The 12,604-nt window shown below is 32.7% G+C and carries 12 protein-coding genes; 4 read left to right on the top strand and 8 right to left on the bottom strand.

What is annotated here, in order from left to right:
* Window positions 1–23: 23 nt before the first annotated feature.
* Both GM3708_RS02690 and GM3708_RS02680 read right to left on the bottom strand, forming a co-directional pair.
* Window positions 24–1,052, bottom strand: coding sequence for an AI-2E family transporter (locus GM3708_RS02690; RefSeq protein ID WP_231933037.1), 1,029 nt, complete (start codon window positions 1,050–1,052; stop codon window positions 24–26).
* Between the two features lie 412 nt (window positions 1,053–1,464).
* Window positions 1,465–2,019, bottom strand: coding sequence for a response regulator (locus GM3708_RS02680; protein ID WP_066343908.1), 555 nt, complete (start codon window positions 2,017–2,019; stop codon window positions 1,465–1,467).
* Between the two features lie 98 nt (window positions 2,020–2,117).
* Here GM3708_RS02680 and lipA point away from each other — a divergent pair, with 98 nt between their 5' ends.
* Together lipA and GM3708_RS02670 are read left to right on the top strand one after the other, a co-directional pair.
* Window positions 2,118–3,011 (top strand): lipoyl synthase, encoded by an 894-nt coding sequence (gene lipA / locus GM3708_RS02675; protein WP_066349315.1) that lies wholly within the window; start codon window positions 2,118–2,120, stop codon window positions 3,009–3,011.
* Between the two features lie 89 nt (window positions 3,012–3,100).
* On the top strand, window positions 3,101–4,294 hold the full coding sequence (locus GM3708_RS02670) for a 4-hydroxy-3-methylbut-2-enyl diphosphate reductase (RefSeq protein WP_066343904.1): 1,194 nt from the start codon (window positions 3,101–3,103) through the stop codon (window positions 4,292–4,294).
* Window positions 4,295–4,849: 555 nt separating this feature from the next.
* Here the strand turns inward: GM3708_RS02670 and GM3708_RS02665 are convergent.
* From GM3708_RS02665 to GM3708_RS02655, 3 genes are all read right to left on the bottom strand, one after another.
* Window positions 4,850–5,275 (bottom strand): nuclear transport factor 2 family protein, encoded by a 426-nt coding sequence (locus GM3708_RS02665; RefSeq protein WP_066343902.1) that lies wholly within the window; start codon window positions 5,273–5,275, stop codon window positions 4,850–4,852.
* Window positions 5,276–5,348: 73 nt separating this feature from the next.
* Window positions 5,349–5,960, bottom strand: coding sequence for a pyridoxamine 5'-phosphate oxidase family protein (locus tag GM3708_RS02660; protein WP_066343900.1), 612 nt, complete (start codon window positions 5,958–5,960; stop codon window positions 5,349–5,351).
* 64 nt (window positions 5,961–6,024) lie between these two features.
* A complete protein-coding gene (locus GM3708_RS02655) occupies window positions 6,025–6,630 on the bottom strand; it encodes a glutathione S-transferase family protein (RefSeq protein ID WP_066343899.1) in 606 nt (201 codons plus the stop codon).
* Between the two features lie 125 nt (window positions 6,631–6,755).
* Between GM3708_RS02655 and GM3708_RS02650 the strand changes: the two genes are divergently transcribed.
* Both GM3708_RS02650 and GM3708_RS02645 read left to right on the top strand, forming a co-directional pair.
* Window positions 6,756–7,286 (top strand): TetR/AcrR family transcriptional regulator, encoded by a 531-nt coding sequence (locus GM3708_RS02650; protein WP_066343897.1) that lies wholly within the window; start codon window positions 6,756–6,758, stop codon window positions 7,284–7,286.
* A gap of 301 nt (window positions 7,287–7,587) precedes the next feature.
* Entirely contained in the window at window positions 7,588–8,334 is a 747-nt protein-coding gene (locus tag GM3708_RS02645) for a DUF561 domain-containing protein (protein WP_066343896.1), read from the top strand.
* Window positions 8,335–8,369: 35 nt separating this feature from the next.
* Here the strand turns inward: GM3708_RS02645 and GM3708_RS02640 are convergent, their stop codons facing one another.
* The 3 genes from GM3708_RS02640 to GM3708_RS02630 form a co-directional block, all read right to left on the bottom strand.
* A complete protein-coding gene (locus tag GM3708_RS02640) occupies window positions 8,370–8,882 on the bottom strand; it encodes a gamma carbonic anhydrase family protein (RefSeq protein ID WP_066343895.1) in 513 nt (170 codons plus the stop codon).
* Window positions 8,883–9,182: 300 nt separating this feature from the next.
* The gene (gene dxr / locus GM3708_RS02635) at window positions 9,183–10,352 is read right to left on the bottom strand and encodes a 1-deoxy-D-xylulose-5-phosphate reductoisomerase (protein ID WP_066343894.1); all 1,170 of its coding nucleotides are present in this window, start codon (window positions 10,350–10,352) and stop codon (window positions 9,183–9,185) included.
* 217 nt (window positions 10,353–10,569) lie between these two features.
* Window positions 10,570–12,519, bottom strand: coding sequence for a choice-of-anchor Q domain-containing protein (locus GM3708_RS02630; protein ID WP_066343893.1), 1,950 nt, complete (start codon window positions 12,517–12,519; stop codon window positions 10,570–10,572).
* Window positions 12,520–12,604 lie beyond the last annotated feature (85 nt).

Raw genomic sequence — 12,604 nt, 5'->3', positions numbered from 1 at the left:
ATCTGAGTAGTACTAATTACTGATTATTTTATTTGCCAATGATCAAAAATATCTTTGATTAAAATTTCTTTAATTAAAATTTGGGAAATAATTATTAATGGCAAGGCCAAAAATAGTCCTAATAATCCTAAAAAGTTAGCAAAAATAACCTCTCCGATGATAACATTTGCAGGAATTAAAACTACTCTATTTTGTCTTAGTTTGGGAATGATTATTTTATCTGTCACTTGATAAATCGTGATATAAAAAATCAAAATTAGCCAAGGTATCCATGGAGAGTAAAGAAAGGCGATCGCCATAGGAGAAATAACGCTAATAGTTGGACCAATATAAGGAATAAAAGCTAAAATTCCTGCTAATAATGCTTGAGCTGATACGAGGGGAACTTGAAGAATTAATAAACATAAAAAAGTTAAAATAATTACGCTAGTTATTTTGATAAATGTATCTGCTAACCATTCTTCTAATTGTATTTTAGTTTGATGTAAAATAACATTAATACGAGTTCTATAAAAACTAGGAAATAAGCGAATAAAGCCTTGTTTATAAGGTAATGGATCAACAAGAATCATTAAAGTTAAAGCTAGTAATAATAGGCTACTTAATAAAACACCAAAAAAACCAAAAATAAAATTAAACCCTTTTTTGTATAAATTACTAAATATAGGCTGTAATTGTACTAAAATTTCTTGAAGATCTGGTAAAGAATCGCTAAAATCAGGGGAAATATAATATTTAAAATTATCTAATTCTAAAATCAATTTGTTAATTCCTTTAGGGACAAGAGTAAATAATTCTTGAAACTGAGAAATAAGAGAAGGAACTAATATTAAGAAAAATAAAATGATTATGGCAAATAAAGTTAAAATAGATAGTAAAATTCCGTAAATTCTTTTTAAACCTAAATCTATCAATTTTTTTACTAAAATATTTAATGTTAAAGCTAAAACAAGGGCTGTTAAAGCTAATAATAACATCTGTTTTATTTGCCAGAGAATATATATACAAATTATAACAAAACTAAAACTAATCCATTTAGCAAAGTTCATCATTGATAGTCGATAATTTATTATGCTTTTTTATTTTGTCTTATTACTAATATCATAAATATAATAATTACAGGAGCAAAAATAATTATTGGTGCTAAATATGTTGCCTCTTGAATTAATAAATTATCTAATCCGTATTTAATCAAAATAGAGATAAGAGTAGAAAAAAATAAAACTTTAAATAGAAAAAAAAACTGATTAATAATTAACATAAATATTTAAAAACTCAAGAAAATTATCGCTACCCAAAATCAACTATAAACTCTTAATTATGTTCTATGATAGTTATTTATCGGTTAATAGTTAAGATAAAAATCGATAAAAGGCAAAGCATGATAAACTTTAGAACTTTGATAAATTATAAATTTTCAAATTGCCAATTCTCTAATTTTTCATTTAAAAAAGTCGAACGAATTTACTGTAATTTTTTCTTGATAAATGATACTAACTGATTAACTTGTTTTTTCATCTGTGCCATTTCTGATTCTAAAGTCGCAACTCTAGCTTGTAACTGCTCAATTTCTGCATTACTCATCGTGCCACCTTGAGTAATTTTTGCTGATGTTGCACTACTATCAGTTAAGTGAGCTAATTTCTTAGATTTTTCCATGGAATCACGGATACCTTGAATCAACTGTTTTTGATCAAAGGGTTTTTCTAAGAAAGAGAAAAATTCAAAAGGTTCGGGTATTTTGTCTGTTACTTCATCCTTTCTTCCAGACATTAAGAGTAATGGAATTGCTCTTAAGCCCGGATTTTTTTGTATTTCTTGATAAACTTCCCATCCACTCATTTTCGGTAGAAAGAAATCCAACATAATTAAGTTGGGATTACTACTATGTATTAATTCCATGCCTTGAAGTCCGTCTTTTGCTTCCACCACATCAAATTTACCCGGCGGCAACATATCCTTTACAGTTCTTCTAATGACCATACTGTCATCAATAACTAAAATTTTGTGATTTGCCACAATCAAACTCCTTGCAAAAAATAAAAACCTTAATCTTATTAAGTATATTAAAATATGATCAAAAATATTTATTTTCTGATGTTTTTATCCTCTTTACCATGACTCAAACTATTTCTTCTGAATCTTCATTGATTAATCTTCCTTCGTGGTTAAGATCACCCATTGGTAAAGCCTCAGAAATTTCTAAAGTGCAAAAAATTGTCAAACAGCGTCAAATTCATACTATTTGTGAAGAAGGGCGTTGCCCAAATCGAGGAGAATGCTATAGTCAAGGTACTGCAACTTTTCTACTAATGGGTCCGACTTGCACTCGCAGTTGTGCATTTTGTCAAGTGGATAAAGGACATTCTCCGATGGCTTTAGATGAAGATGAACCGAAAAAAATCGCCGAAGCCGTTAATTTATTACAATTAAAATATGTAGTTTTAACCTCCGTAGCAAGGGATGACTTAACCGATGGTGGTGCAAGTTGGTTTGTGAAGGTTATGAATGCTATTCGTTTGATAAATCCTCAGACACAAATTGAGGTATTAACTCCTGATTTCGGTACTGGAAAAGATGCCCTCAATCAACAAAGAGAAAGTGTTAAAACCATAGTTGAGGCTAAACCTGCCTGTTATAATCACAACTTAGAAACCGTTGCCAGATTACAAAATTCTGTAAGACGAGGGGCAAAATATGATCGCTCATTGCGAGTTTTAGCTATCGTTAAAGAATTAAATTCTACTATTTCCACCAAATCAGGGTTAATGTTAGGCTTAGGAGAAACTAAAGCAGAAATTATTAATACCCTTGAAGACTTAAGAAATATTAATTGCGATCGCCTAACTTTAGGTCAATATATGCGTCCATCATTGGCACATTTACCCGTTGAAAAATATTGGACTCCTGCGGAATTTGACGAGTTGGGAAAAATAGCTTATTCATTAGGATTTAGTCATGTACGTAGTAGCCCTTTAGTACGTAGTTCCTATCATGCTGGGATTGAATAGTGAAACTTTGATTGGAAATGAAAAAATATTCATTCTTCATTGTCCAGTGTATAGTTATTCTTAATTATTAATTATTGATTATTTATTGTATGGATACTAAAACTTTTAAACGTAATCTGCAACAGTCAGACAATTATCACCGCAAAGGATTTGGACATCAAGAAGAAGTCACGGCAACCCTAAATCAAGAATATCAAAGTAGTCTAATTCAAACTATTCGTCAAAATAACTATCAAATTACTAAAGGTGATGTGACTATTCGTCTCGCTGAAGCCTTCGGTTTTTGTTGGGGTGTAGAAAGGGCGGTAGCGATGGCTTATGAAACTCGTACTCATTTTCCTACAGAAAAAATCTGGATTACCAATGAAATTATCCACAACCCTTCTGTCAATCAACGGTTAAAAGAGATGAATGTGGATTTTATTCCCGTCAATGGTGAGTTAAAAGATTTTTCTGTGGTTAACAGTAATGAAGTCGTTATTTTACCAGCTTTTGGTGCTAGTGTTGATGAAATGCAGTTACTTAACGATAAAAAATGCACTATTGTTGATACTACTTGTCCTTGGGTATCTAAAGTTTGGAATTCCGTTGAAAAGCACAAAAAACGCAATTACACTTCTATTATTCACGGTAAGTATAAACATGAAGAAACCGTTGCTACAAGCTCTTTTGCTGGTACTTATTTAGTAGTTTTAAACATGACTGAAGCTGAATATGTCGCTGATTATATCTTAAATGGAGGCGATCGCACAGAGTTTTTAACTAAATTTAAAAATGCTTATTCAGAAGGATTTAACCCAGATACCGATTTAGAAAAAGTCGGAGTTGCGAATCAAACTACCATGTTAAAAAGTGAAACCGAAGCCATTGGGAAATTATTTGAGCAAACAATGCTGAAAAAGTATCCCCCAACAGAATTAAACGAACATTTTATGAGTTTTAATACCATCTGTGATGCTACCCAAGAAAGACAAGATGCAATGTTAGATTTAGTCAAAGAAAAACTAGATTTAATAGTCGTCATCGGCGGTTTTAACTCCTCTAACACTACCCATTTACAAGAAATCTCTGTAGAATATAACATTCCTTCTTATCATATTGATAGTGATAAAAGAATTTATTTAGATAACAAAATTGAACATAAACCCCTCGAAACTGATTTAGAAATTAAAGAGAATTGGCTACCTGAAGGAAAAATTACCGTTGGGGTAACTTCTGGTGCATCAACTCCTGATAAAGTAGTAGAGAATGTTATTGAGAAAATTTTTGCCCTTAAATCTTAACAAAAGCGTTTATTGTTAACTAAGCATCTTTCTCACCAAATTATGCTCGTCTTCAAAAACGTACATGAAAATGGCGATATATCGGGAGTAATCCAGTTGTAAAATTGCCCTATTGTTCATTTTTTATAACCACATTCCTCATGTTCTCTTATAAAAGAATAATACCTCAATGACTTTTACATAACTATAGAGAATACATATACTGATAGTTTTTGGCGATCTTATTATCAATATCTTCACAGTATTACCTTATATAGTGTAAATTGACGTGCGGAATGTAGTTATAAGGTAATTTCAGTAATAGTCGTGATTTTTAAACCTAAATAAGGGTTGCTGAAAAAGTTTTTTGATGAGGGTAGGGAGTAGGGAGCAGTTTTAAGGTTTTTTAGGGTTTGAGTCTGTAAATATATACTACTTACTTATTTTTTGACTTAAAATGGCAAAAACTGTGCACTTTTTTGTTAATGTCTTATTTATAAACCCTTTATTTTTATAGCTTTCTGATTTATTCAGCAAACCCTAAATAATTAGGATTTACGATTAAATGTTGATAAATTAATCTCTTTTCCAAAGAAATTTACGCTCTGATTCTATAATCAAAACATCATTAATACTAGCGTAACGAAACTTCATTAAGCCATTTTCAGCAAATTCCCACATTTCATTACCATAAGAGCGAAACCATTGATTAGACTGATCATGCCATTCATACTCAAATCTGACGGCGATGCGATTATCCGTAAAACACCATAACTCTTTTTTTAAGCGATAATCAAGCTCTTGTTGCCATTTACGAGTTAAAAATGCTTTAATTTCATCCCTACCATTGACAAACTCGGAGCGATTACGCCATTGAGAATCTATCGTATAAGCTAAAGCGACTTTTTCAGGATCTTTTGTATTCCAAGCATTTTCAGCCATTTGCACTTTTTGTAAGGCGGTTTCTAAGGTAAAAGGGGGAAAAGGTGGTTTCGATTCCATAGTTAATTTTTCCTGAATTTTTAATTTTTATAGATGATAATGATAAAAGTTGTTAATATATTCTTGAGTTCTATTAAATTTCATGATTTATGAATTGTGATAATTGTTTTTCTAATTCAGCAATACGGGCTTTTAAGGGTTCTGTTATCTCATCTATTTCTGATTGTGAGTAACGGATAGGGATATGTTGAGGACAATTTTCGCTATAAGCTTCTAATTCAAACAGAATAACCCGTTCAATTTCAGCAGGATAATCAGGAATGCGAAAACGCTCAATTAATGCCTCATCTCCCTCAATATATTTAGCTTTGCCCCAAATTTTGACCCGTTTACGGTGACGATAATCCATTAAAAAGATAAAAGCCTTATCTTCAGCAGACAAATTACCAACGGTGATATATTGCAAATTGCCTGAATAATCGGCAAAACCTAAAGTTTTCTCGTCTAAGACTTGTAAAAAACCCTTAGCACTTCCCCGAAACTGAATGTAAGGATAACCGTTAGATTGAACTGTACCTAAATAAAAACCTTCTATTTCAGCAATAAATTCTCTTAACTTAGGGCTAATAGTATCGTTGGCTGATCCATTATTGATATAACGATCATACATTTCCCTTGAGCCTCTATCACTTTGAGCGACTTGAACTTCGGGAGTAAAAGCTATTTCTCCAAATTTTCTCGGCATTTTTGATTTTCCCTAATCGTTAGGATAATTAATTATTCAATTATTCATTGTCAATTGTTAATAGTTAATTATTAATCCCAATCATACCGACAAAATTAGGAAGAGTTTTAACTCGATTAATCCAACTTAAAACATTAGGATAGGGAGTAAGGTCAATTTTACCATCGGTGGCAAGACCAACATAAGGAAAAACTGCTACATCAGCAATGGTAGGATGATTGAACTCTAACCATTCTCGGTTACTAAGATGATCATTCAGTTGAGTCAAGATATATTCTGCTTTTTGATTAGCTCGATCTAAATTAATATTGGTAGCTTTGAATAAATGATAGAGTCTTGTCGATTCCATTCCTTGACGAATTTCTCCTGCAGTGGTGGAAAGCCAACGAATTACTTTTGCTAAAGGCAGAGCCGCTAAAGGCAACCATTGTTCATTACCATATTGTCTTGCTAAATAAACTAAAATTGCTTGGGCATCTCCTAAGACTATCTCTCCATCAACTAATAAAGGTACTTGCCCAAAAGGATTTAAAGCTAAAAATTCAGGTTGTTTATGTTCCCCTCTCATTAAATCAATCTTAATCCATTCATAATCTAAATTCAGTAAAGCTAACATTAACTTTACCTTGTAGCTATTTCCTGAAAGTTCATGCCCATAAAGTTTAATCATTATCTAATTCCCTTTATTTAATCATTTCTGTCATTTTTGTTCATTATACCGAACGCTCGGTACATTTATTTATTGTACCGAACATTTGGTATAATGTCAAAAGGAAAGTAAATTAATCAAGAAAAATGGCAAAAGAAACTTATATTCCTTGTTTATTGGAATTATTTAGAAAGTATGGTTATGACGGAGCGACTCTTTCTAAAATCTCTAAGGCTACTGGTTTAGGAAAAGCTAGTCTTTACCACCACTTTCCGGGAGGAAAAGATGAGATGATGAAATCTGTCTTAGATTTTCTTGAGCAGTGGTTAGAACAATATATTTTACCTTGTTTGCGTCAACAAGGAGATTCCCTCTCTAAGTTAAAGTTGATGGGTGATCGTTTATGGGAACTATATGAAGGAGGAGAACAACCATGTTTATTTGCTATTTTATTATCTGGTACTGCTCGTGATTTATTTCACGATCAAGTAAAAAAATTATTTTTAGTTTGGATTGAAACAATGAGTCAGGTATTTATAGAAGAAGGAATAGATGAATTATTGGCAAGGGAAAAAGCAGAAGATGTAGCAATCTCCATTCAAGGTTCACTAATTTTATCTCAAGCCTTCAATAGTTCTTTACCTTTTCAAAGAATTATCAAACAACTTTCAATCTAATTAGATAAAATGCAATCACTCTCTGGCAACTGCTTTGCAGATCCCACAGTGCCACTTTTTGATCGCCTAAGGAAATGACCTTCAGCCAGTAAAATTAAGCTAGGACGTATCTGAACTGCATATTATTTAGTTACTAATAAATCAACAAATATTCTTTGTCTACTAGTCTCTCCAGACTAAGGTTTGCCAATTAAAATAGACATATTTTAGTTTAATCATTAAGCGGGTCAAAATATTATTAATTATTCATTCTTCATTGCTATAATTATCAGTTAAAACGTTACAAATTTTAAGTTTAACTATGATTAACAACTCTAAATTAGCCCAAGCATTCGCTACAAAAAAAGCCCTTAAAGTTATTAGTGGTTTAAATAATTTCGATGTTGATAATGTTGTAGCTGTATGTAAAGCGGCTGAATTAGGTGGTGCAACTTTCGTGGATATTGCCGCCGATGTCAATTTAATCAAAACCGTGCGTCAATTAATTAACCTTCCCATTTGTGTATCCGCTGTTAAACCTGAATTATTAGCAAATGCGGTAGAAGCTGGTGCAGATTTAGTGGAAATTGGTAACTTTGACAGTTTTTATGCTCAAGGCATCACTTTCACAGCCGAAGATGTTTTACGCTTAACCCGTGAAACCCGTGCTTTATTACCTAATATTACTCTTTCCGTAACTGTACCTCATACTTTACCCTTAGATGAGCAAGTAGAATTAGCACAGGCTTTAGTTACCCAAGGTGCAGACATCATTCAAACCGAAGGTGGTACAAGTTCTAATCCTAACCATAGCGGTGTTTTAGGTTTAATTGAAAAAGCATCTCCTACCCTTGCCACCGCCCATGCCATTTCTCGTGCTGTTGAAGTCCCCGTTATGTGTGCTTCAGGATTATCGGACGTTACTGCTCCTATGGCGATCTCTGCTGGTGCTGATGGTATTGGTGTTGGCTCTGCTGTCAATAAATTAAATGACCAAATAGCGATGATTGCCGTAGTACGTAGTTTGGTCGAATCTTTAAATTCCGCTTCTGTAAATGTACCTGTATAAATAATTAACAATTAACAATTAACAATTAACAAATGTTACTCAAATCCCTTATCTTCACTTTTTCCATCGTGATATAAAGCTAATTGGTGATATTTAAGGGCGTGTTGAATTAAATTTTCTACCTCTTCTTCACTAATATCTCTGATTTTTCGAGCTGGAATACCAATCATTAATGAGCGTGGTTCAACATTTTTTGTGACAACACAACCAGCACCAATAATTGAACCTTCTCCCACAGTAACACCATCTAAAATGATCGCCCCAATACCGATTAAACAACCTTTTTTTATGTGTGCTGAATGAATAACCCCCCGATGCCCAACGGTAACATAATCTTCTAAAATTGTTACTTTCTGGGGATCTCCATGTAATACTGCACCGTCTTGAATATTACTATAATTACCAATAATTATTTTTTCTACATCTCCTCTTACCACAGCACCATACCAAATACTTGAGCCTTCTCCGATAATTACATCACCCATCACCGAAGCATTTTTAGCGATAAAAACATTTTCAGGAAAATCAGAATTAGTTAATAATTTCATCTTCATGTTAAGTTGAATTTAATATTAGAAATAGCAGGAATTAATCAATTCAATATTTCTGTATAATTTAGTTAGGTTTGCTAAAGGTTGTTTTGAAGGCAGGATAATTTATTTAGCCCTCACCCCAACTTTTTTTTCAAAGGGCGAGGGAAGCTTTTTTTATATAGCTTTCAAAAAAAGAAATTTTAAATCAATTATTGTTTAGAAATCATCAATTATTATCAACATTGTTTATTATCTAACTTCTGAAGGAATTCTAATAAAAGATTTTCATAAAGAGATCCTAAGTATGATTTAAAATTACACCAATACAGATAATTGTTCTAAAACCTCTTGCCTTGCCCATTGATCGGCGTATAAAATATCATCTAAACTAGGGTTAGATTTATTCTGACTAGAAAAGCGATCGCACACAGACTCAATTAAACGAGGAATATCGAGGAAAGTAATTTTTTCTTGTAAAAATAAAGCTACAGCCTGTTCATTCGCTGCATTTAACACCGCAGGAAGACAACCTCCAGTCCGTCCTGCATGATAAGCTAATTGCATACAAGGATATTTATGATGATCAGGTTCACGGAAAGTTAAACTACCTACTTTCACTAAGTCTAAAGTTTCCCAATTCGTGGGAATGCGATCGGGATATGATAAAGCATAGAGTAACGGTAAACGCATATCTGCCCATCCTAATTGAGCTAAAACAGAGGTATCTTGTAGCTCTATCATGGAATGGATAATGCTTTGAGGATGAATCACAATATCTATATCATCATAATCTAAACCGAATAAATAATGAGCTTCAATCACTTCTAAGCCTTTATTCATCAAAGTAGCTGAGTCAATAGTTATTTTTTGCCCCATAGACCAATTAGGATGTTTTAAGGCATCTTTAACCGTAACAGTGGCTAATTTTTCTACAGGTAAATCACGGAATGAACCACCAGAAGCCGTTAAAATAATTTTCCGTAATCCTTTTTCGGGAACACCTTGTAAACATTGAAAAATTGCTGAATGCTCAGAATCGGCGGGTAATAATTTAACACCATACTCTTTAATTAAGGGTAACACTACAGGTCCCCCTGCAATTAAGGTTTCTTTGTTAGCTAAAGCAATATCTTTTCCTGCTTTAATCGCCGCAATAGTGGGTAATAATCCTGCACATCCGACAATTCCAGTAACTACGCTTTGGGCTTCTCCGTATCTAGCAACTTCGCAAATAGCTTCTTTTCCTGCTAATAAAATTGGTTTATTAGGTAAATTAGCGATCGCTTCATGTAACTGGGCTAATTTTGCTTCATTTTGAATAGCAACAATTTCAGGCTTAAATTCTCTAATTTGTTCAGCTAAAAGGGTGATATTATTTCCTGCGGCTAATCCTACTACTTGAAAGCGATTAGGGTGATCTCTTACTATATCTAAAGTTTGAGTACCGATCGAACCTGTTGAACCTAGTATAGAAATTAGTTTCATAAATTAATATATAATTTTTATTAGAAATATCTTACCTGAAAAGGAGAAGACTGAGGGAAGAGGAGACTAGAAGACTAGAAGACTAGGAGATAAGGAATGAAGATTAAATAAAATAGAAAATTTTTGTGTTGGAGATTGCTTCGTGCCTCGCAATGACTATCGACTTAATTAAGTTATTTAATTCCCATTCCTAACTAATTGTTAATTATTAATTGATTTAAACTCCTGCTTTAAAAGCAATACCTTCTTCAATAAAGTTGGGGAAATTTTCTTTGATATTTAATCTTTCTCCACCGCCTACAAATAAATATGTACCTGGGAGATCGCTATTTTGAAAACGATAAAAACTTTGCCCTTCATTTGATTGTGAGCCAAAAACATAAAAAGCCAAACCTTCTTCTACAAAGTTAGGATTATTTTGTTTAATACTTTGTCTTTCTTGTTCTCCTGTATATAAATATGTACCAGCAATAGAAGTATTTTGAAAACGATAAATAGGAATTAAATCATCTCCAGGTTGCACTGCTACACTAAAAGCAAAACCTTCTTCTACGAAATTAGGATTATTTTGTTTAATACTTTGTCTTTCACCTTCCCCCGCAAATAAATAAGTACCGGGTAAAGACGTATTCTGAAAACGATAAATAGGAGTATTTAATAAAGAACTATTTTGATAAAACTCATAGCTACCAATGTCCACCGTACCATTGACAATACGATCATAGCCTCTTTGATCTGTGGTTAAAGGGTTTAAATTTAACTGTTCACCATTAGCGATCGCGTTACTACCAGCATTAATAGCAGGGCTATTTTCTAATAAAGCATGAGTAGGAGTTAAACCACCATTAAATTGAAGAGGACCAATATTGGGATCTAAGGGATTTGTAATAGTACCAACTTTATTATTTTCAATGCCGTCAAATAAAATACCATTAGCGTTACCAATTAGATTATAAGAACTATTTAGCTCAAAAAAACCTTCAATATCACTACTAAAAGTATTGCCTGATGTGATATTTTGATTTAAAGCGACTATACTATTTTGTAAGATTGCTGGAGTTGCTTCTCCATCTTCAGGTTTACTAATCAAAATACCAGCACCCACAGGGGCATTATTATTGACAATCGTAGAATTAATAATTACAGCAGGACCACCATCTGATAAGATACCACCACCACCAGCACCATTAGGAAAAGTCTGAGTCTCGTTACCTGAAAGAATTGTTTTATTCCCTGAAATGGTGCTATTAGTAACAATTAATGTTCCACCATTAGTATTGAGGATTCCTCCCCCTCCTTCTATTTTATCTACATAAAAAATGAAGACATTTGCCGAATTATTGGCGACACTACTGTTAGTAATTTGTAGATTTCCTGAATTATAAATACCTCCAGCATTAACCTCAGAACTATTATCAATAATGGTTGTGTTATTAATGGTTAGTAATCCTTCATTAGAGATACCACCACCATTAATATTGGCTTCTTGAGTTACACGATCCCAACGAGTCTGATTACCTTTTATTATACTGTTATTTATTTCTCCTGCACCATTTATATCTATTCTGATACCACCTCCAGCAAAGGAATCGGGATCTAATGGTTCAATACTATCTTCAGCAAAAGTGCCTAAAGTTATACCATTTTGAATAGTTATATTTTGTAAACTTAAAAATCCATTCTCTCTAACATCAAAAATGCGATCGCCTAATGTACTAGCGTCAATAATGGTATTGTTAGGATTAGACCCAATAATAGTAATTCTAGTTTCAATATCCAAGTCTCCACTACGAGCAACAATATTATCAAATTGCCCTAAATTGGTTTCTGATTGTTCTTGAAAAAGGAAATCTTGATTACCTTCAATAGTTAAATTATATGTGCCTTCAGGTAAATTAATTACATACTCTCTACGAGGATCTCTTTGTGCTATTAATACGGCATCTCTTAGAGATAAACCATTGGAAGCATTACCATCATTTTGATCATCAAAAGTTGTTACTGTTAAGAACACTTTTTGTACACCACTACCTCCATTAATTTCCTCTAAAATAACTGAATTTTCGTTAATAAAGTCTTCGGGAATAAAATCATCTTGTGTTGTGCCAAAATTTTTGACAATTTCATCAAATTTTGCCTGTATTGCTTCTATATCAATAGTATTCATATTTTGGGTAGTTATGATGGTGAGATTTAAAAGTTAAGAAAAAAAATAATTCTACGTTATTGTAACAATGGATAATCAACAATGA

The organism is Geminocystis sp. NIES-3708 (genome assembly GCF_001548095.1).
Lineage (GTDB): Bacteria > Cyanobacteriota > Cyanobacteriia > Cyanobacteriales > Cyanobacteriaceae > Geminocystis.
This window is presented reverse-complemented; position numbering and strand designations above follow the sequence as displayed.

What these genes read in the sequence shown, in the direction of transcription:
- GM3708_RS02655 (WP_066343899.1), bottom strand. Translation starts at nt 6,630, where the DNA reads ATGATTAAACTTTATGGGCATGAACTTTCAGGAAATAGCTACAAGGTA.
- GM3708_RS02670 (WP_066343904.1), top strand. Translation starts at nt 3,101, where the DNA reads ATGGATACTAAAACTTTTAAACGTAATCTGCAACAGTCAGACAATTAT.
- GM3708_RS02650 (WP_066343897.1), top strand. Translation starts at nt 6,756, where the DNA reads ATGGCAAAAGAAACTTATATTCCTTGTTTATTGGAATTATTTAGAAAG.
- GM3708_RS02690 (WP_231933037.1), bottom strand. Translation starts at nt 1,052, where the DNA reads ATGATGAACTTTGCTAAATGGATTAGTTTTAGTTTTGTTATAATTTGT.
- GM3708_RS02645 (WP_066343896.1), top strand. Translation starts at nt 7,588, where the DNA reads ATGATTAACAACTCTAAATTAGCCCAAGCATTCGCTACAAAAAAAGCC.
- GM3708_RS02665 (WP_066343902.1), bottom strand. Translation starts at nt 5,275, where the DNA reads ATGGAATCGAAACCACCTTTTCCCCCTTTTACCTTAGAAACCGCCTTA.
- dxr (WP_066343894.1), bottom strand. Translation starts at nt 10,352, where the DNA reads ATGAAACTAATTTCTATACTAGGTTCAACAGGTTCGATCGGTACTCAA.
- GM3708_RS02660 (WP_066343900.1), bottom strand. Translation starts at nt 5,960, where the DNA reads ATGCCGAGAAAATTTGGAGAAATAGCTTTTACTCCCGAAGTTCAAGTC.
- GM3708_RS02630 (WP_066343893.1), bottom strand. Translation starts at nt 12,519, where the DNA reads ATGAATACTATTGATATAGAAGCAATACAGGCAAAATTTGATGAAATT.
- lipA (WP_066349315.1), top strand. Translation starts at nt 2,118, where the DNA reads ATGACTCAAACTATTTCTTCTGAATCTTCATTGATTAATCTTCCTTCG.
- GM3708_RS02640 (WP_066343895.1), bottom strand. Translation starts at nt 8,882, where the DNA reads ATGAAATTATTAACTAATTCTGATTTTCCTGAAAATGTTTTTATCGCT.